Annotated in this window: 13 protein-coding genes; 5 read left to right on the top strand and 8 right to left on the bottom strand. The window is 45.8% G+C overall.

What is annotated here, in order from left to right; translation table 11 throughout:
* Positions 1 to 3: 3 nt before the first annotated feature.
* Positions 4 to 2,511 (bottom strand): VIT domain-containing protein, encoded by a 2,508-nt coding sequence (locus AAFP11_RS17190; RefSeq protein WP_341738171.1) that lies wholly within the window; start codon positions 2,509 to 2,511, stop codon positions 4 to 6.
* Between the two features lie 273 nt (positions 2,512 to 2,784).
* Between AAFP11_RS17190 and AAFP11_RS17185 the strand changes: the two genes are divergently transcribed.
* Together AAFP11_RS17185 and AAFP11_RS17180 are read left to right on the top strand one after the other, a co-directional pair.
* Positions 2,785 to 4,446, top strand: a complete 1,662-nt coding sequence (locus tag AAFP11_RS17185) for a CTP synthase (protein ID WP_341738170.1) — start codon at positions 2,785 to 2,787, stop codon at positions 4,444 to 4,446.
* Between the two features lie 304 nt (positions 4,447 to 4,750).
* On the top strand, positions 4,751 to 5,173 hold the full coding sequence (locus tag AAFP11_RS17180; protein ID WP_341738169.1) for a hypothetical protein: 423 nt from the start codon (positions 4,751 to 4,753) through the stop codon (positions 5,171 to 5,173).
* A gap of 43 nt (positions 5,174 to 5,216) precedes the next feature.
* Here AAFP11_RS17180 and AAFP11_RS17175 read toward each other — a convergent pair whose 3' ends face one another.
* The 5 genes from AAFP11_RS17175 to AAFP11_RS17155 form a co-directional block, all read right to left on the bottom strand.
* Positions 5,217 to 6,095 (bottom strand): ROK family protein, encoded by an 879-nt coding sequence (locus AAFP11_RS17175; RefSeq protein ID WP_341738168.1) that lies wholly within the window; start codon positions 6,093 to 6,095, stop codon positions 5,217 to 5,219.
* A gap of 55 nt (positions 6,096 to 6,150) precedes the next feature.
* Positions 6,151 to 6,693: a hypothetical protein gene (locus AAFP11_RS17170; RefSeq protein ID WP_341738167.1), complete on the bottom strand. Its 543-nt coding sequence runs from the start codon at positions 6,691 to 6,693 to the stop codon at positions 6,151 to 6,153.
* A gap of 23 nt (positions 6,694 to 6,716) precedes the next feature.
* The gene (locus tag AAFP11_RS17165) at positions 6,717 to 7,919 is read right to left on the bottom strand and encodes a murein transglycosylase A (protein ID WP_341738166.1); all 1,203 of its coding nucleotides are present in this window, start codon (positions 7,917 to 7,919) and stop codon (positions 6,717 to 6,719) included.
* The gene (locus AAFP11_RS17160) at positions 7,912 to 8,169 is read right to left on the bottom strand and encodes a hypothetical protein (RefSeq protein WP_340518827.1); all 258 of its coding nucleotides are present in this window, start codon (positions 8,167 to 8,169) and stop codon (positions 7,912 to 7,914) included. Before AAFP11_RS17160 ends, AAFP11_RS17165 begins: the two co-directional genes overlap by 8 nt.
* A 270-nt stretch (positions 8,170 to 8,439) precedes the next feature.
* Positions 8,440 to 10,101: a glycosyltransferase family 39 protein gene (locus AAFP11_RS17155; protein ID WP_341738165.1), complete on the bottom strand. Its 1,662-nt coding sequence runs from the start codon at positions 10,099 to 10,101 to the stop codon at positions 8,440 to 8,442.
* A gap of 191 nt (positions 10,102 to 10,292) precedes the next feature.
* Here AAFP11_RS17155 and AAFP11_RS17150 point away from each other — a divergent pair, with 191 nt between their 5' ends.
* The 3 genes from AAFP11_RS17150 (at position 10,293) to AAFP11_RS17140 (ending at position 19,447) form a co-directional block, all read left to right on the top strand.
* Positions 10,293 to 11,786, top strand: a complete 1,494-nt coding sequence (locus AAFP11_RS17150; protein ID WP_341738164.1) for a hypothetical protein — start codon at positions 10,293 to 10,295, stop codon at positions 11,784 to 11,786.
* A gap of 905 nt (positions 11,787 to 12,691) precedes the next feature.
* Positions 12,692 to 15,922 (top strand): DUF4347 domain-containing protein, encoded by a 3,231-nt coding sequence (locus tag AAFP11_RS17145; protein ID WP_341738163.1) that lies wholly within the window; start codon positions 12,692 to 12,694, stop codon positions 15,920 to 15,922.
* A 279-nt stretch (positions 15,923 to 16,201) separates the two neighbouring features.
* Complete coding sequence (locus tag AAFP11_RS17140; protein ID WP_341738162.1) at positions 16,202 to 19,447, top strand: DUF4347 domain-containing protein; 3,246 nt, start codon at positions 16,202 to 16,204, stop codon at positions 19,445 to 19,447.
* Between the two features lie 668 nt (positions 19,448 to 20,115).
* On the opposite strand, the gene AAFP11_RS17135 is transcribed toward AAFP11_RS17140, so the two are convergent.
* Together AAFP11_RS17135 and AAFP11_RS17130 are read right to left on the bottom strand one after the other, a co-directional pair.
* Entirely contained in the window at positions 20,116 to 20,622 is a 507-nt protein-coding gene (locus tag AAFP11_RS17135; protein ID WP_341738161.1) for a M10 family metallopeptidase C-terminal domain-containing protein, read from the bottom strand.
* Between the two features lie 17 nt (positions 20,623 to 20,639).
* A partial coding sequence (locus AAFP11_RS17130) for a hypothetical protein (protein ID WP_341738160.1) occupies positions 20,640 to 21,132 on the bottom strand: 493 nt, incomplete at its 5' end.

The following is a 21,132-nucleotide window of genomic DNA, read 5'->3' as shown; positions in this document are numbered from 1 at the left end:
GGATTAATTAATTTTTAACTTCAGGCGCACTTTGCCGCCTACTCCTGCGGGTGGTTTCCAGGAAGTTAAAGCTTCCTGGAGATGCTTAATTGGCTCAGTGGCTTGTAGCGTGGAGGCTCCATAGTCGATCGCCACTCGAACCACCCGGCCATCTTGTACCCACAATTCCCAAACCGTCTCCCCAGTAACCCCAGTCGGTAACATCACAGATTGCAGGTATTGAGTCAAAGCAGCAATAGCCGACACATCCAACCCTTCGACACTAGCTATTTGCAACGGAGAAGTGCTTGGCTGCTGGGGTTTCAACTCCCGGTAAGTGGGTTTCGCCACTTCCTGAAGTGGTGCCGATGGTGCTTCCCGGCGAGTTGGGTTGACACGGGAACCACCGCCTCTAGTTTGCCCGATCGCCTCATCCGACTCAAAAATACCTTCATAGCTCATCCCCTGTGGCAGTTCTACAGGCACTTGCACTCGCCGACGCGATCCATCTGGTTCCACCCGGACTTCTTCGCTGACAGCCACAAACGCGGTGTATTCCGACAGCAAGCCATAGGTCAAAGCAGTATTAGTCACTGATTCCACCAGAGATTTAGTCTCGCCACCAAACATTTGATTCATCAAATCCTGAATCCGCGATCGACCCCAAAGTTGAGCGATCGCCAAATTGCCAAAATCCAGATTAGTCGTGACAACTGAATTTGACTCCCGTTGGCGAACATTGACAGAAGGAGCAAAATTCACGGGTAACATCTGCTCGTAAACTTTGCCGTCAGCTTGAGTGCCGCGGATACGAATTTTGCCACTGGTGCGATCGTTCTGCCGGCCAAACAAAACTAGCGGCGCACTAGCAAACAAATCTGGCACCACCTGGGGATAAATCTCCGCTTTTTCCCCCATTCCTTCCCAACTGATTTGAATATTCGTCAATACCGGACTGTTAATTTGGCGAAAAAACTTTTCTGCTGCCGCCGCCGTGGGTTCATCTTGACGAACTACTTGAGATGTGCCTCTTCCCACTTGGGCCAAACGGTTAAGCAAAAACCGATTTACAGAACCGCCCACACCAAAACTATAGATTCTATTTCCCGGTTTGAGACTCCGTTGCACCTGGTCAATTACTTCTTTTTCATTGCCAATATAACCATCAGTAATTAGTACAATACTCCGCAACCTTCCGGTTTCTGGAGCCGGAAGATTCATCACTGTTCGGATGCCATTGAGCAATTCCGTACCGCCGTTAGCTTGCAATTTAGCGATATAATCAATAGCTTTTTCTCGATTGATATGAGTATTGGCTAAAGGAGTTGGTGAAAGTGCTTTGGCAGTATTGGCAAAATCAATAATTGTAAAAGTATCCTGGGGATTTAAACCTTGAATAAAACGGCGCATCAATTCCTGGGATTTGGCTAGCGGTTCTCCCTGTTGAGAACCGGAAGTATCCATCAGAAACACGACATCTTTGGGTACAATTTGATTGGATTTGTAATTTAAGGCCGGAATCAGATAAGCTGCAAAATGACCGCCTCGCTTGTCAGCTTGAGTCAGGACTGCTGCCTGGGTATTTTCTCCAGCTACTCGATAGCGCAAAATTAAATCTTTATTGGGGATTGTATCAGAATTGGCTAATTGGACTTGCACAATATTGCCGCTGCGAGATGTCGTAATTTGATGAGAAGTAGAGCGGACATCGCTAATCGGAATTCCGCTATCTATTTCTACATTCACAGCGATATCGTGACCCGATCGCGTTCCCGGAGGCACTACAGGCGGGTTAATGCGATCGGCATCGGTATTAACCGCCCCCGGCCTGGTTAAGGGGGGGTTGGGGGTGGTCAGATTTCTGGGAATATAGCGAGGCCCCACCACCATGGGAAACACAAATTCATAATCGCCTCCCTCAAACTTGAGACTTTCGGTGTAGCGAATGGTAACTTCTATTTGCTCTCCGGGTTTGATATTTGCCAGAGACTGAGTAAAAATATTATCCCGTTCTTGTTCCAACAAACCCGCTGTTCTGCCTTGGGTTCGAGCTTTTTCGTAAATTTCCAAAGCTTCGTCTCGTCGTTTGATATCAGATTTGATAGTTCGTGAGCCGATTTTAATTTCCATATCATCCACCGCCGCTTCGTCAGGTAAAGGAAACACATAAACAGCTTCCAAAGGTTCGGTGAAAGAATTTTCAAACTTCTGAACAACTTCGACGCGGGAGATATTGCCGGCAATTTTGGCTTTAACTTGAGTTTGTTTGAGCCCAAAGACTTGTTCCTGGCCCGGATTTTGACTTGGGACGAACAAACCGCCGACGGGACAGCGACTTTGGGGCGGGTATCCATCGCTACGGCAGTTAACCTCATTTCTAGCCAGGAGTTGTGGTGATGCAGCAGAATGTCCTCCAAGAGCGATCGCCCTTGCTCTATGGGGAGCCAGCCACGCGCTACACTCGATCGCAGCCAGGAGTGTTATACCAGCAGAAAGCAACCGTTGGGCAGATAAAACGCAGACAAACTTCATAGCAATTTTTTTAGCAGACTGGAAATGCTCTACATACCATGACCTTAACCTTCGCGAAACGTTCCTGAGTCAGGGATGTGCCAAAAATTACCGACTATGGCTCATGGGGCGATCGAGTCAAAGCTACAAAATTGTATCTTTCATCAAAAAGACAATTAAATAGCTGTACCCACCGCAGATTCAAAAAATGCTCCAGGAATGCTGGACAATTTGGTTTTTAGCTTTTAGATTTGAGTGTTACCTTAAGCAAAAACATCTAAAGTCAAAAGTCTTATGAGCAAATTTGTGTTTGTGACCGGCGGCGTCGTTTCCAGCATCGGTAAGGGAATAGTCGCTGCTTCCTTGGGACGCTTGTTGAAGTCCCGCGGCTATTCTGTCTCCATTCTGAAGCTAGACCCCTATATTAACGTTGACCCCGGCACTCTCAGCCCATTTCAGCACGGGGAGGTGTTCGTGACTCAAGACGGTGCAGAAACCGATCTGGATTTGGGCCATTACGAGCGTTTTACCGATACATCCATGTCACGGCTCAACAGTGTCACCACGGGGTCCATTTATCAAGCGGTGATTAATAAAGAACGCCGTGGCGAGTATCACGGGAGTACGGTGCAGGTGATTCCGCACATCACTAACGAGATTAAAGAGCGCATTCACCGAGTTGCAAAAAATACCAATCCCGATGTGGTAATTACCGAAATTGGCGGCACGGTGGGAGATATTGAATCCCTGCCGTTTTTGGAGGCAATTCGCCAGTTTCGCAAGGATGTCCGCCGCCAAAATGTTGTGTATATGCACGTGACTTTGATACCTTGGATTCCTTCGGCTGGGGAGATGAAAACTAAACCGACTCAGCATTCGGTGAAGGAATTGCGCTCGATCGGCATTCAACCTGATATTTTGGTCTGTAGGTGCGATCGTCCCCTGTCCTTGGGCATGAAAGAAAAACTATCGGAATTCTGCAACGTACCCGAAGAATGCGTCATCACGGCTCAAGATGCCAAAAGTATCTACGAAGTGCCACTGATGATGGAAAACGAAGGTTTGGCAGAACAAACCATCAATCTCCTGCAACTGGAACATCGCCAACCCGATTTGACTCAGTGGGAAACTTTAGTCAAGCGACTCTACAGCCCCAGCCACAAAATTGATATTGCTTTAGTCGGCAAATACGTGCGGTTGAACGACGCTTATCTTTCCGTCGTAGAAGCTTTGCGGCACGCAGCAATCTCCATCGGTAGTGACCTCAATTTACGCTGGATTAACTCAGAAGATTTAGAATCGGGAAATATCGAAAATTATCTCACCGGTATCAACGGCATTGTTGTACCCGGAGGTTTTGGAATTCGCGGAGTAGACGGCAAAATAGCAGCCATCCAATACGCCAAACAGCACAAAATTCCCTTTTTGGGATTGTGTTTGGGAATGCAGTGTGCTGTGATTGAGTGGGCTCGCAACACCGCCAGACTAGAAAATGCCAACAGTGCCGAGTTTGACCCCAATACCACAAATCCGGTGATTAACTTATTGCCAGAACAGCAAGATGTGATAGATTTGGGCGGAACAATGCGACTGGGTTTATATCCGTGTCGCGTCAACCCAGACACCCTAGCATTCAAACTTTACCAGCAACAAGTGATTTACGAGAGACATCGGCATCGCTACGAATTTAACAACGCCTATCGCAATCTTTTCTTAGAATCAGGTTATGCTATTTCGGGAACATCTCCCGACGGCCGCTTGGTAGAAATGATCGAATTACCAAGCCATCCATTTTTCATCGCCAGCCAATTTCACCCAGAATTCCAATCTCGACCCAGCTCCCCTCATCCATTATTTCATGGATTCATGGAGGCTGCGAGCATCCAGGGAAAGCATGATTTTCCCGAAGCACAGGCCCTAGATTGGGTTCCCGAAAAAGTTGCAGGAACCACATGAGCTGCTACGCATCTAATTTGACCCTCAAGTTTGATAAGATTTTTGTGGGAGGGTTGTTCTGAGCAACTCCCAAGCAGAATCAAGCAATATTTAGATGCGTCGCGGCTGATGTGACACATTATTAATAGATTCTCAGCGAAAAAACTAACCCCACTCCCAACCCTAGTAGGGATCGGGGTTAACCATAAGGATGTGAAAATGCTAATATTCTCTAATGTTGAGTCAAGCTCTATGGGGTTAGATTTCAAAATAGATTTTTTTAACTCTTGTAACATACCAGGAAACGGAGGTTTCAGGAGGTGTTGTGACTTACTGGATTAAATTAATTTATGAGCAAAATTCCTACATAATCGACCTGGATACTATTAGTGCTTTTTCTAAGGAACTGGATAATAACAGGATCGCGTTTTGGCTGCCTCATAGCAGTCAGCCGATTATCCTCAATCCCCACGGCAATTCTGATGCTTACAAGCAAGTTATAGATTATCTCAAAAAAACCATCGATCGCAATTCTCATAAATCCTGGGTCAAAATTAATTACGATCGCAAAGAATTTTCCATCGATTTGAGTCGAATTAGCTTTTTTGCTTGGGAACCTAATGGTCGGTTAACTTTTTGTTTACCAGACAGTGCACTTAATATTGTGCTCGCTCCCCATACTAATCCCCATGATTATCAAAAATTACAGGAATATATCAAAAATACAACGGGACTTTCGGGGCCATAACCAATAACAAATAACAAATAACTAATAACTAATAATAATTAAATTACCTCCAAGCTAGTTTGGCAGCCCCTACCATCCCTGCTTGATTTCCCAATTCAGCTACTAATAACTGCAAATCTTCCCTAGAACTAGGGAGAACCCGTCGCTCTATTTCTGCCATAACCGCCGGGAAAAAAAACTCTGCACCTGCACTAATTCCGCCACCTATAATAATAGCTTCCGGCGTTAAAACATAAATGAGACTTGCCAAACCTATACCGAGATAACGACCATAATTTTGCCAATACTCTACAGCTTTGGCATCTCCCGATTTTGCTAAATTTGCTAATTCTAGCGGTTCTAAACCTGTTTCGCGACGAATTGCTTGCACTGAAACATACTGTTCTAAGGAACCACGATTGCCGCTGTTGCATTCCGGGCCATCGGGATTGATGGTAATTAATCCTAACTCGCCGGCGGCACCTTGATGACCTGAAAATAGTTTGCCATCTAGGATAACTGCACCCCCGACACCAGTGCCTAATGTTAGCAAAATTAGGTTTTTCCAGTGGCGGCCCGCACCTAACCAAGCTTCTCCTAATCCAGCACAGTTAGCGTCATTTGCTAATATGGTTGGCAGTCCGGTTTTGGCTTCTAACCAATCAGCTAGGGGGACGTTTTGCCAGTTTTTGAGGTTAATTGCGACTCTGGCTATTCTCCCAGTCACGTCTGCGGGGCCTGGGGTGCCGATGCCGATCGCCTTTACAGCATTTTCCACTGGATTGAGCTCAGAAATTGCATCTACCATTGCCGCTAAAACTGCTTCTGGGATGGCGGGTTGAGGTGTTGGTACTGTTAAGGATTGATGGCAAATTCCCTCGGCGCTGAATCTGCCGAGTTTGATGGCGGTGCCGCCTAAGTCAATGCCGATTACTTGTGTCATGGAGTTTGTGATTTTTAATGTGATATTCTAACAAGCAATTGATATTTTCAGCAACTTATTCTTCCCCGTCAAAACCCAAACCATCTCCTATAAACACTGCTTCAATCACCATCCCCTTCTCACCATCATCCTCCTGGGGTGGTAGGGGAAATCTTGCTAATATCTCCTGACTAATTTTCCTCGAAACATTTCCTAATTCCCCGTCACGAATTCTACTCAATAACAGTAGCCTGCACGCCAATTCCTGAAGCGATGCAACTGATGAATTTGGATTCAGGTTTTCATCAATGTTCCTAGTCTCGATTTCCATCCTTTCGGAATCTACTGACTCGGCATTTGCTAACAAATTTTCGCCAAATCGACGCAGCCAAGTTGCTAATTCTGCATCTTTCAGACGTTTTGCTATCAGAAATCCGGCGACATCTCCTCTACTCCAACTTTGATTTACTCCTTCTAGAAGTTCCATGAATTTCGCCTCGTATTCTGTGTCTGTCAGGGTTGGTGGCTGGGGCTTTTCTGGTGTTGGGGGATTGGATGGTTGGGTTTTGAAGAGTCGCTGAATTAGTTGTTTGAGGAATTGCCAAATTTTGTTTAGCATTTGTGGGGTACAGATAGTTCGATCTACTTTAAAAGTGGATAATATAGTTCTCCGGTTGAGTTGATGAAGCCGGCTCGATCGCCCGCCAAGTTTCCTGTTCCCATAAATACATCTACTCTACCGGCACCTTTAATTGCACCGCCTGTGTCTTGATCTAAAACGTACCGATTTACTTTGTTTTGTTCGAGTTTTCCTTCTGCATTGGGGTAGGGAAGTTTGGTACTAATGAGTGCTAGGGCCCCCGGTGGCATTAAGGATTTGTCGGTGGCGATCGACCTTTCGGCAGTTACTGGCACTCCAATGCTTCCTATGGCGGGAGATCCTTGAGTGTCCCGGAAGAATACAAAGCTTTGATTTTTTGGCAAATACTTGTTCATTTCTTCGGGGAAGTTGGCAAAATATTCTGTTAATTTTGGCAAGTTTAACTGTTCTAAAGTAAACTTTCCGTCTTTAACTAATTCTCGCCCAACTCCTGTATAACTGTGACTTGTTTTCCCGGCAAAACCCACTGTCATGACATCACCATCTGGGAGCTGCAATTTCGCAGAACCTTGGACGTGAATTAGAAATGCTTGGAAGCGATCGCGCAACCAAACTAATTCTAATCCGCGCAACAATCCTTTGCTTCCCTGTAAAGCATCTGCCCCTTCTAATTCCAATCTTGTCGGGTGAGGTTTTGGCCAAGACGCGATGTTTGGTGGCACGCGATAAAGGGGATATCGATATTCGGCTGTCTGGGTTCTTGATGCGGCGTAAATAGGCTGAAAATAACCGGTAAATGCTACAGTGCCTTGCCCGTCTTTGCCGATGGATTTGTAAAATACAAATTCCCGCTTGACAGATTCTTGAAGTTGTGATGGGGTGGTAGAGTTGACAACTAATTGGCGAAAGCGATCGAGGGAACGGCGGACTCGATCGCGCGTAATTCCTGCTACTTGATAGCGTCCGTAAGCATTAGCTGCTGCTGCGCTATCGAGATAACCTAGGCTGTAGTCGATCGACTTTAACAACAATGCTTTGTCTCCCGGTGTGCCATTTTCGCCCCAGATTTGAGCATCAAAGGCTATAGACTCGGATTCAGTCGGTGATAGCTGAGTCAAACTCATGGGTTGTAGCGGAGGAACTGCAACCACGGGGACTGCAAAGGCGATCGCCAAAACGCAACAGGCGATCGTCAATAACTGATACCTAAAAATTTTACTCAATTTCCATCGTCCCTTATTCATCGTATCTTTCAACGCTAGAAGTAAAAATTGGTTCTACGCGAATTGCCTGAACACTGGTAGGACGAACCACCATGTATTCGCCTTGAATATTTTTGATCGGGACATTCAAAAATTCATTGGATTCCTGCTTGGGAACCAAAACAGTGCTGTACCACTTCTGAAAATCTTGCAGCGTTGAGAAACGGACTTCTTCACGGTGGCCGCCGCTCAGCAACAGATGCACGGAATATTCACTGGGAGTTCTGGGCATATTTGTATTTTAGAGTTGGGATTTTAAGCTTTTGGAACCATTCTATCTTTTACTGGACATCTGGCATCACTAAAATTTCGGAAATTTCAGACACTTAAAACTGACAGCTATTCGCCAACGCTGACTCAAGGGCGAAGTCGAACTATCCCTACCACCCTCACAGACGATTTTGGAGGTGTTTCAGGGATTGGGGCACTCCAGGAATGACCCACGGCCAGCCAAGAAAGCTCGTTTTTCTCCCCATCTAGGGTTGCCTAGGTGCAGAAACTATCATTTTCGAGTTACCAAAACCCAATCATCAACTGTGCTCACCACTTCAGCACGATCCAAATCTAGATGTTGAAACACCGGTTTTTCCAACAGGAAATAAGGCTGAGGGAGAGTTTGCCATTTCTGTTGTAGTGTGGGCGCGTCGGCGACAATCACTTGGTGTTCGCTGTAAAAATTCAGCGATGGACGCGGGAGGCGGTGAGATGTGAATACCTCTTTACCAGCGGGGGTTCCTTGGCGGACCATTGCGGCGATCGGCTTGACTGGATAATCCTCCGCCAGTTCCCAAACCCAGTTATTTGAGGCGAACAATACTAACAATGTCACGTAAGTTCCCCAAATTAAAACTAATAGAAACTGTCGGTCTTTACGGTGCTGTAACCAGGCGGATAGGATTGTTGTCAAAGCTACAAACAGTAGCATTAACTGTAAATCTCCCTCTGGTGGCGGCAGGCGATCGCCAAATTTTACCAGACCGCTGAAGTAAATGCAACCCACAATCGCAACTACAGCCATCACTCCAAAAATGACAGGATGAGGCAACAAAGATACAGCATCAAAACGTTCCTCTACTTGTGCTTTTTCCGGTGCTTCTCCCATCGACATTTGTTCCCAAACTTCGGCTAAATAGCTGCCAACTGCTAGGGCAAAAGCTGGATAAATTGGTAAAATATACCAAGGCAGTTTAGTATTCATCACCGAAATAGCTAGCAGATAAACAGCACTCCAAACTAACACTAATTTTGGTCCAGGAAAATTGCGATTTTCCCAGCTCAAACGCAGCCCTTGCAGCCAAAACAACTGCCACGGCCAAGGTGATTTCAACAGTTCTAAAAGATAATACCAGGGCGGGCCTTGCTGATGACTAACAGGTTCCCAAATGCGCCGGAATGATTGATTGACTAAATTGGTGTTGATAAAGTCTTGGCCGTAGTGCAGCCATTGGGCAAAATACCAAGCAGCTACTGGGAAAGTTCCGATCGCCAATCCGCCCCAAAGATACCCCGAAGTCAGGAGTCGCGGGGTATCCCAAACCAAGAAACAAAGGGCGATCGCCCCCAGTAGCAGCCCCAACATCACGCCCTTAGTCAAACAAATGAGTCCGAAGCCCATACCCACCGCCAAAGCGTAGCGCAAATCCCGGCGCGATCGCAGCAAACACCAGATTGTCGCTACCAAAAAACACAAAACCGCACCGTCTAGCATCGCCAAACGCCCGTGTCGCACCACTGGTAACAGCGTCAGATAAACTAAAGTCGAAAAAATGGCGATCGCCCGCTGGGGAAACAACTCCCTAGCAATGGCGTAAAGCAAGGGTACAGAAGTGGCTGTCAACATTGCGGGTATCAACCTCGCTGTCCATTCGCTAACACCGCCGAGGGCGAAACACAGCCCGATCAACCAGTGTACTAGAGGAGGCTTGTTCAAATAAGGCACTCCATCCAGGGTGGGATAAAGCCAATTTAAGTTACCGCGCCAGATTTCGCGACTCACCTGGGCTGCAATAGCTTCATCCCAATCCCGCAACGGCACCCCCCCTAGATTCAGCCCGAAAATTAGTGCAGCAGCCAACATCGCAGCCAACATCCACAGTTTGTCTGTATAGTGGTCATTTAAGCGAATTTTGGGTTGGTGATTCCCCGGAGGAAACATTTCTGACATAAGTTTAAAAGAGTTATTGTAGATGTGGAAGTTGGATGGAAGTCGAAACCAGCAAGAAGTCTATGTGAAAAGGCAATAAAATCAATGGCTTCAGCACTTAAATACCTCCTAAATGCGGAAAAATTTGGTATATTAGCGTCCCAAACTGAATGTAAACTTAGACAATAGTTATTTACGATCAGGCATCTTCCATGAATTTACCCGTAATCATAGATATTATCATCGGCTTAGTTTTTATCTACCTGAGTTTAAGCTTGCTAGCTTCAGAAATTCAGGAATTGATTGCTACTGTCTTGCAGTGGCGAGCCGAACATTTAAAAAAGTCCATCGAAGTGTTGATTGCTGGCGGTAACGAAGGTGTTCGGGATGAGGCTCAATTTCAGCTAGTCGGACGGTTAGCAAATTTGATTTACAGCAATCCGATAATTAACGATTTGAATCAGGGAGCGAAAGGCCCTCTCTCACAAGGATTCCGGTCTTTTACTCGCAGTTTAGGTACATTGTACCGTCGCATCACTGGTACCACAAATGTGTTTGGAGATAAATCCAGTGGGCCTTCTTACATTCCCTCCGAAAGTTTTTCGAGCAGTCTTTTGGATACTTTAAAAATTCAGGAGCTGATGCAATCTATCACCGAGACTAGATTGGAAAGATTTAAAGACCTACAGTTGGCACAAATTAAAGTTATTGTGGATGGTCTCAATCTATCCGGGTCTACTAAACCGATTATCGAGCAAGAATTTTTGTGGTTAACTGGCGAATTTAATCGCGTAGTTCAAGATTATAAAAATAATGTTGCCACTTTAAAAAATAGTTTGGATAGAATGTCAGAAAAGCTGGGTTTTTATATTAATGATTCTCAGGTCTATTTGCCGGAATCTGAGCTGGAAGGGAGAGAATTTCAACGGCAGATGGGCTTTATTAAAACTAATTTTGACAGTGAATTTGAACGAGAAACACTGCGAAAGCAACTGCAACCGAGTTTAAGCAATGTTTTAAATACTATCAGGAAAGTCAGGAAAACTCAGCAGACTGTCACAGAAATTATGGAGGAGAAAGAAGGTAGTCCGATTTATCAACAAATTCAAGCAACTGTTGATAGTATGCCAGAATCTCTGAAAAATAGTCTTTATATTTTAGCAGAGCGCGTTGAAAAAGATGGGGGAGATACTCAGGAGCAGTTGCAGCGGTTTCAGCGGGAAATTGAAATTTGGTTCGATCGCAGTATGGAGCGGGCTTCGGGGGTTTATAAGCGGAATGCTAGAGGGGTAGCTATTTTGCTCGGCACTGCGATCGCGATCGGTGCCAATGCTGATACTGTGAATATTATTAATCGGTTGTCCAAGGATTCGATGCTGCGCTCGACTGTGAATTTGTACGCTCAGCAGTTAGTTGAAAAGAATACTCCTGCGAAATTAGATAATTTAACAAATCTCACAAAAGTTCAAAATGAAGTCGGTATAGCTTTGGATAATTTAGCAGTACCTTTCGGCTGGAGTGAACCCAATAGATTAGAAATAGACCCCGCAGGAAATGTATTGTGGCCAGCTTTTTTGGCTAAAGTTTTCGGTTGGATATTGAGTGGGGTGGCTATTTCGATGGGAGCGGTTTTTTGGTTTGATGTGCTGAGCAAGATTATCAATATTCGCAATGCAGGTAAGAAACCACCTTCTACAGATACTTGATCTAGCATATTTCCCTTGTGCATTTTGCCAATTACTAGCGTCCCTCAAGACTGTTGACGGTTAACGCTTGACTTTTGACTGTTGACAGTCTCAGGTTTCAGTGAAATCACGGACAACATAAATTCCGTGCGATCGCGGATGCACGGCCAAGAAAAATAGGCCAAAATTAAATTTGGGTGTAATCACTAAGCTACGGGTAAAACACAGAATATTCAGATACCCGATTTCCTATTATAAAATAATTCCCCATTGCCAGGAACATTTCACCTCACACAGCAAGTCTCTAGTGAAAGATAGCAACACCCAAAACGCTGAGGAGATTGTTAATTAATGATTTCAAGCTAATTCTAGCCACTTATAACTGCGCCGTACAATTCTGAGTTGAGATAACAGAGAACCAGAGGTCAGCCAGTTAAAAAAGTGGCATAGCTGATTGTTTGAAAAAGCAAACAAAATGATTTCTTATAGCCGCCCGGTGGATGGTCCTAAGTCGGGTTTCAGTTTTTGAACTCATAGTCAAAAGTCATGTCAATAGAGCCGGAATCGCGGTCTCCGAGCGCGATCACACTTTATTGACAAGATTTACATATAGCCTCTCTATCAGACAGTATTGTGGGGTAAATCCCCCTGTGGCTGTCACCATCTGTGCCGATATTGGATACTTATTGTAGGATTTTGAAGGGTAATTATTCACCCAATGAACCGAAAAATGATGGCCAATATTCGCCACCATAAATAGTTATTACTACTACTAATAAATGAAGCATCAGGATAAAAAAAACTTAAAAAAAATGAAATATCTATTGCATTTAATTTCAGATAGGTGTTAAGGTGTAATCAAAGAAGACTGATCGCATTACTCCCAGGCTGTATTTACCAGTAATGCCATTGATGGAGTATCAAATATGAATTCTATGTTCGCTCAAGTTAACTCACAATCAGCAGTTGAAAAACTGCCGCTACGTTCCTTAGTTTTCATTGACTCAGGCGTGGCAGACTACGAGTCCATTGCAGCCGGAGCGCTCCCAGGACAGCAAGTAATCATACTCGATCGCAACCAAAACGGCATCGAACAAATCACTTCAGAAATTGCCAAATATGCCTCTACCAATGGGGAGATCGATTCAGTACACATCATTTCTCACGGTAATTCTGGGAATCTAGAACTAGGTAACACTTCTCTAAGTTCAGATAACATAGAACAATACGCCAGTCAGTTGCAAAACTGGCAAAACGGACTGTCAGAAACAGCAGACATCATGCTTTACGGCTGCGATGTAGCCTCCGGTACAGGCGCTAATTTCGTCGATCGCATTTCGGAATTAACCGGAGCCGATGTAGCAGCATCCACTAACTTAACCGGGATAGGCGGCGACTGGAATTTAGAATTTGCCAAGGGCGATATTGAATCTCCCTTAGCCTTAAATGCTGAGGTGATGGCAAGTTACCAAGGGAATTTAGCTACCATCGTCGTTACCAATAATAACGATAGCGGAGCAGGGTCCTTAAGAGCGGCGATCGCCTCTGCTGCGGCCGGCGATACCATCACCTTCGCTCCCGGTTTAGCAAATCAAACCATCACCTTAACTAGCGGTCAACTCGACATTCCCGTTGGCAAAAATATCACGATTGACGGCGCGGCAGCCACTGGTTTAACCATCAGCGGTAACAACGCCTCCCGCGCGTTTTTTGTCAATGCAAATGTAGTTACCGCTACCAATTTCACCGTCAAAAACCTGATTATTACTAACGGTAAAACAACCGAGACAGGAGGTGCGATCGGCACAACGGACGAAGTAAATCTCACAGTAGACAATGTTCAGTTCAACAACAACGTCGCCGACAAAGGCGGTGGTGCAATCTTTGGTAACTTCAACAATACCCTGACAGTCAGCAACAGTAAATTCAACGGTAACGTAGCCACCGCAGGTAATGATGAACGGGGTGCAGGTGCGATCGGCTTTTTGAGTTTCAAAGCAATTACAGTAACCAACAGCGACTTCACCAACAACAAAGGAATTAACGGTGGGGCAATTAACAGCCTTCAAGGCAAGCTGACAATTGACAACTCCCGATTCATCGGCAACGATACCACCGCAGCCACTTTCGCCGCAGGTCAGCCCAATGATTTCTTAAGAGGTTTCGGCGGCGCACTTTATACCGATCGCGCCAGCAATCCGAATGAAGCTTCCGGGACAATTAAGATCACCAAAAGTGTATTTCAAGACAACAAAGGTCGGGGCGAAGGCGGAGCAGCATATCTGTTTACCGGCACCCAAGACAGCGTAAGCATTGCAGACAGCACCTTCCAAAACAACGAAACTTTGTCGCTTCCCGGTGGAAGCGACGGCATTGGAGGCGGGTTGGTGAACTTGAGCAACGGGCTCAACAAAGGACTTACAGTCTCCAACACCACCTTTGCTGGCAACAAAGCCCCCGGTCAAGGCGGCGCAATGTGGATCATGGATGCGCCTACCACGATTACCAACAGCACCTTTTCTGGGAACCAAATTACTGGAACCACTGACTTTTACGGCAATGTCGGCGGTGCAATGGCTCTTTATGCCGACACCACCATCGTCAACAGCACCTTTGCTGATAATTCCGCCCGTTGGGTGGGTGGAGCAATCTCGGCAGCCGAAGGAAAGTCTGTCACTGTCAAAAACACGATCTTTGCCAACAACACGGCGGGGAATGAGTTTGGCATTCAGCAAAACACCAGCAGCGAACTAACTGACCAAGGTGGCAATTTTCAGTGGCCTGTCAAAAAAACCAATAACTTCAACGATTACAATGCGACTGCAAGCATTACGATCGCAGACCCCCTCCTGGGCCCACTGCAAAATATCAACGGCGCCTTTGTCCGGCCCCTGCTGACAGGAAGTCCGGCCATTGATAAAGGAGTTCCTTCTGGGGCACCAGCTACAGATCAACGGGGTGTGGCTCGCCCTCAAGATGGTGATACTATTCCAGGGGCGATCGTGGACAGCGGTTCCTTTGAATTTAGCGTTAATGTAGCACCCACACCCACACCTACACCGGCACCGACACCCACACCAGCACCCACACCCACACCGGCACCAACTCCCACACCCACACCCACGCCGGCACCGACTCCCACACCCACACCCACACCGACACCCACACCCACACCGGCACCGACACCCACACCCACACCTATCAGCGCACCCGAATTCAACCTTGGTGGCGTCACTCCCAACCCCGTTGACCAAACTCTCAACGGCGGTAATACTGCCGACTTCATCGTGGGTCGAGGCATTAACGAAGCCATCAACGGACTTGGCGGCAACGATACTCTTTATGGCCTGGGCGGCAACGACAACATCGATGGCGGTGCCGATAATGATTTAATCTTGGGCAATGAAGGCACAGATTTCCTTCAAGGCGGTGCTGGTAACGATACTGTCGCAGGTGGCAAAGATAATGACACTGTTGTTGGCGGAGAGGGCAATGACTTTTTGCAGGGAGATCTAGGCAAAGATACTGTGGCTGGCGGTGTAGGAAACGATACCATTTTCGGAGGCAAAGATGACGATCTTTTGTTCGGCGAAGATGGCGACGACTACATTTTAGGCAACTTAGGAAACGACACAATTAATGCTGGAAACGGCAACGATATTGTGTTTGGCAATGAAGGCACAGACCTGATATTTGGTCAAGCTGGAAATGACAGTCTTTACGGTGGCAAAGATAATGACACACTCTACGGCGGTGAAGGCAACGATTTGCTGTTCGGCAACAATGAAAATGACTTCATCGATGGAGGTGTCGGCAATGATACCCTGTATGGCGGTAAAGGTAACGACTTCCTCATCGGCGGCGATGGTAACGACTTCCTCAGCGGCGATGTTGGGGACGATACTTTGACCGGCGGTTCGGGAAATGACGTGTTTTTCCTAACCCAAAGTATCGGCACTGATACGATTACTGATTTCCGTAAAGGCGAGGATTTAATTGGGTTGAATCCAAGTCTGAGTTTCAATCAACTCAGTATTACTTCTAGCAACAATCAAACTTTGATTAGTGTAACTGGCACTGGTCAATTGTTAGCCAAGTTGAACGGTATTGCACCAAATACTCTCACCGCTAGCGATTTCACTCAAATAACAATCTAACGGCGCTGGATGTCCCAGTTTTGACTGGTGAACAAACTACGCAAAACATCTGGACTGACGCACTCACTAAGATTTTACGTCCTTAAGAAGGTCACAAAGTAATCGCCAAGGCTTATTTTTCGTCACGAGTGCGTCAGTCCTAAACTTTGTATAAATCATGAAAATAGGAACATCTACTCCTCTCTAACTCTGCGTTCTCTGTGTTCTCTGTGGTTCATTAAAAAAAATCTCATTGTTGTATCTACCAGCCAACCGGAAAAAATATCATAGGTATACGAAATGGGTTCCAACTTTTCCACCAGCATAAATCCCCAATTGGTTCTCCAAAATCCTCCTTCTAAATCTATTGTTTTCATTGAATCAGATTTAGAAGACTATCAAACTCTGGACAACGGTATCCTGGGTGGCGCAGAAAAAATTATATTAGATAAAAATGGCAATGGAGTCGAACAAATTAGTGCCGAATTACAAAAAATCGCTGCTGCTGGAGAAACAGTAGACCAAGTTCACATCTTTTCTCACGGCAATTCTGGTAGCTTGCACTTAGGTTCTACCACTTTGAACTCAGATAATTTATCAGAATATCAAAGTCAGTTGCAAGAGTGGCGCAATGCCCTCAGCGACAAAGCTGATATCATGCTTTACGGTTGCGATGTTGCTGCGGGTGCGGGGAGTGATTTTGTCGATCGCCTTTCGGAGTTAACCGGTGCTGATATTGCAGCATCCACCGATAAAACAGGCCGCGGTGGTAACTGGAATTTGGAATTTAACAAAGGGGATATTCAAGCACCCCTAGCCCTAAATCCAGAAGTAATGGCAGATTATCAAGGGACTTTAGCAACTATTACCGTTACCAACACTAATGATAGCGGGCCTGGCTCCTTGAGAAGTGCGATCGCCTCCGCAGCCGCCGGCGACACCATTCAATTTGCATCCAGTCTAGCCAATCAAACAATTACTCTCACCAATGGTCAACTTGTCATCAACAAAAACTTGACAATTGACGCAATTAGTGCTAGCAATTTAACCATTAGTGGTAACAACGCTTCGCGGGTAATCTTCACAGAAGGTTCGACCAATGTTACTCTCAAAAACCTGATTATTGCCAACGGCAAAGTTCCAGGAACCGATCCAAATGATGAAACAACTAGCAGTGGCGGTGGCATTCAAACTGGCGGTAACAGCACTTTAACTTTAGAAAATTGCCAAGTCAATAATAACGTTGCCGGTTTCGGTGGCGGTATTTATACAGGTTTCCGCAGTACAACAACAGTCATTAATAGTAAGTTTAGTGGCAATGATGGTTCTTTAGCCGACGACACTGAACGCGGCGGCGGGGCGATCGCCACTAAAAGCGGCGGTTCCCTCACCATCAAAGGTAGCGAATTTACCAACAACAAAGGTAGCTACGGTGGGGCTGTCAATAACCTGTTGGGCAGTTTGACCATCGAAAACTCTAAATTCACCGGCAACCGCACAGAAAAAGGTGTTGGTGGCGCAGTTTATGTCGATGGTGCGAATGGTTCTGGCCCCAATGCAAGCCCCGGCCCCGTTGCTGGCACTATTGCGATCCGTAACAGCGTTTTTGATGGCAATATCGGGACTGGAGAAGGAGGTGCAGCCTTTCTCTTTGGCTATTTACAAGATAAAGTAGTTTTAGAAAATAGCACTTTTATTAACAACAAAGCAGTCAAATATTCATCAGGTTCTGGCGGGTCTGGAGGCGGTGTTCGTCATGGAAATGCCGAGTTGACTGTTACCAACTGCACCTTTGCTAACAACACAGCCGATGATAATGGTGGCGGCTTGTGGTTTGGCGAAGATGGAAATGTCAGTATTGTTAATAGTACCTTCTCCGGGAACACTGCTGCCAATCAGGGCGGAGGAATAGTTGTGGGTAACACAGATTCTTTTGCAACTAATATCGTTAATTCCACTTTTGCCAAAAATAGTGCTGGGGAATATTCGGGAGGTATTGCCACCTTTGGAAATCAGCCAATTACTGTCAAAAATACAATTTTTGATAGCAATACGGCTGGTAATCCTTTTAAGGTTAAGCAGCAAACTGGAAGGGAACTAATTGATGGGGGAAATAATCTGCAATTTCCTGCTAAACTGACGACGGGAGATCCTAATGATAATAATGCGACTGCCAATGTGACGATCGCCGATCCGAAACTTGGTCCTTTACAAAATATCAACGGTGCTTTTGTACTGCCATTGCTAGTAGGAAGTCCCGCCATTGATACTGGTACTGGTGCGGGGGCACCGGCTACGGATCAGCGGGGTGTGACTCGCCCTGTGGATGGTGATGGTAACGGAAGTGCGATCGTTGATATTGGTGCTTTTGAATTTAGTATTACTCCCACACCGACTCCCACTCCCACTCCCACACCGACTCCCACACCGACTCCCACACCGACTCCCACACCGACTCCCACACCCACACCAACTCCCACACCCACACCCACACCCACACCCACACCCACACCCACACCAACTCCCACACCCACACCCACACCCACACCCACACCAACTCCCATTCCTGGTACTGATGATTGCTTGTGCGATCGCGTCAGCGCCCCTGAATTCAACTCTGCCAGCATTATTCCTAACCCCGTTCAACAAACTCAGGGCGGCGGTAGCACTGCGGATTTCATTATGGGTGCCTCCCTCAACGACTTGATTAATGGGCTGTCTGGGAATGACACCCTCTACGGTATGGGCGGCAATGACAACATTGATGGTGGTGCCGATAACGATTCAATTTTTGGCAATGATGGTGCCGATTTGATTCAAGGTGGCGATGGTAACGATACTATCTATGCGGGGAAGGATAATGACACTGTTTTGGGTGGGGATGGCAACGATTTTTTGAGGGGAGATTTTGGTAAAGATACGATGGCTGGTAGTATAGGCAATGATACTATTTTTGGTGGCAAAGATGACGATATATTGTTTGGTGAAAATGGCGATGACTATATTTTAGGGAACTTAGGAAATGACACAATTAATGCTGGAAATGGCAATGATATTGTGTTTGAGAATGAAGGTGCAGACCTGATTTTTGGTCAAGCTGGCAATGATACGCTTTACGGTGGTAAAGAAAACGACAGTCTTTGTGGTGGCGATGGTAATGATTTAATTTTTGGTGGTAATGATAGCGATCTTGTAGATGGTTGTGCCGGCAATGATACGCTTTATGGCGGCAAAGGTAACGATATTCTCAGTGGCGGTAGTGGTGCTGATTTCCTGAGTGGTGATGCTGGGGACGATACTTTGACTGGTGGTTCGGGAAATGATGTGTTTGTGTTAAGTCCGAATGGGGGAAGCGAGTTGATTACTGATTTCCGCAAGGGTGAGGATTTAATTGGATTGAATCCTGGTTTGAGTTTGAGTCAACTCAGCATTATTTCTAGCAATAATCAAGTGTTGATTAGTGTGAGTGCCACTGGTCAATTGCTGGCAAATTTGAATGGTGTACCGGCTAAGACTATTACCGCTAGTGATTTCATTAGTCTGTAGTTATTCTAGTTGCCAAACAAACTATATCGAGATCTGATCGGAGGTACGATCGAGAATTGGTAATATAAAATCCTCTCTTCATCGTCCTGTATTAAACTCTCTCTTCTCTTCCTTCGCGTCCTTGGCGCCTTCGCGGTTAAATCATTCCGATACAACCGGAATTGATATAATAGGCAATAGGTAATAGGTAATTGGTAGTTGGTAATTAGTAATGCCCTATACTTCGACTTTGCGAACTCACAAGTACCCCATACTTCGACCCGCTCGCGTAGTCGAAGGGCAGCACAAGTACCCCATTACCAATTACCAATTACCAATTACCAATTACCAATTACCAATTACCACAGGACTTACGCAGACACACTATATGTAGTGTGCAGACAACTACGTTAGCGAAGCACTCGTTGCAGGATCGCACCCACTTGACTTAGAGGACGATCGACAGATCCAGGGCGATCGACAGATCCAGGGCGATCGAGTTATTTCCTTGGACTTGACTGACGATTTTAGATAAAAAAATTGCCCAGTTAACCGCGACAGAGTATCCCGAAGCTCATCACTTCGGGCATATAAAAAACTTTTGCTTTGCACTGTCTGGAATTACTGTTGCCTAAGCCCTGAGATATTAGTTGACTCGCGTTGATGGGATGTAACGGAGTCACTGCTATTTAAGTTCCCATAATGGCAAATGCAGCATCCGTAATAGAACTAGCTGGCACATCAGACAGAATGGTCAGTAATTCTTGATTAGCAGCGATGCGGACGAAGGTATCTCGTGCAGAGATGCCAGTACCTTGAGCGATCGCTAACTGTTCAAATCTCAAACCACCGGATAATCCCAGCCGATCTTGACCTACCTGAAAATCAGCGATCGCGTCTACTCCGGTAGCAAGACCCAGAACAAACAAATCGTTACCAGCACCACCGATAAGAGAATCATTGCCTTGACCGCCAATTAATGTGTCATTACCAAGGTCGTCAACCCAACCTACAGTGAACTTGCGATCGCACTGGTCTAGCATTAGGATAGGCAGTTGGTTGTTGCTCAATTTGGCGATCGCGTTTTGCCCCATGAGTGGAATGGCGTAACTGAAGTGGAACCTCCTGATGGTGACGCTGAACCGGAAAAGTTGGGCAATGGTAGTTAGAACCAGATTTTTTGAGCGGCTTGTCATCCCTTAATTCAGATCATTTAAAGCCGTGATTTGACATCATTAACCCAGCCACTTACCTTATTGCCCACCCCACTAATGAAATTTCCTGCGGAGTCCCAAATATTTTGGCCCAGATACTTACCGGCAGAATCCCAAGCATCCTCTATATAACGATTGGCTTCCCATGTTTCACGCAAAACATTTTTCCCATTAATAAAGGTGTTCCGTAGATAGGTTGTCCCATTTCTAAAGGCAGTGTCAATCTGCTTCCCACCACTGAGCCATTCCTCTCTAAAGGTATTCACTCCATTAATAAAGGTGTTCCGTAGATAGGTTGTCCCATTTCTAAAGGCAGTGTCAATCTGCTTCCCACCACTGAGCCATTCCTCTCTAAAGGTATTCACTCCATTAATAAAGGTGTTCCGTAGATAGGTTGTCCCATTTCTAAAGGCAGTGTCAATCTGCTTCCCACCACTGAGCCATTCCTCTCTAAAGGTATTCACTCCATTAATAAAGGTGTTCCGTAGATAG

The sequence above is a fragment of the Microcoleus sp. CAWBG640 genome, from assembly GCF_020883015.1.
Lineage (GTDB): Bacteria > Cyanobacteriota > Cyanobacteriia > Cyanobacteriales > Microcoleaceae > Microcoleus > Microcoleus anatoxicus.
The sequence above is the reverse complement of the archived record's forward strand: the minus strand, read 5'-3'. Positions and strand labels throughout refer to the sequence as shown.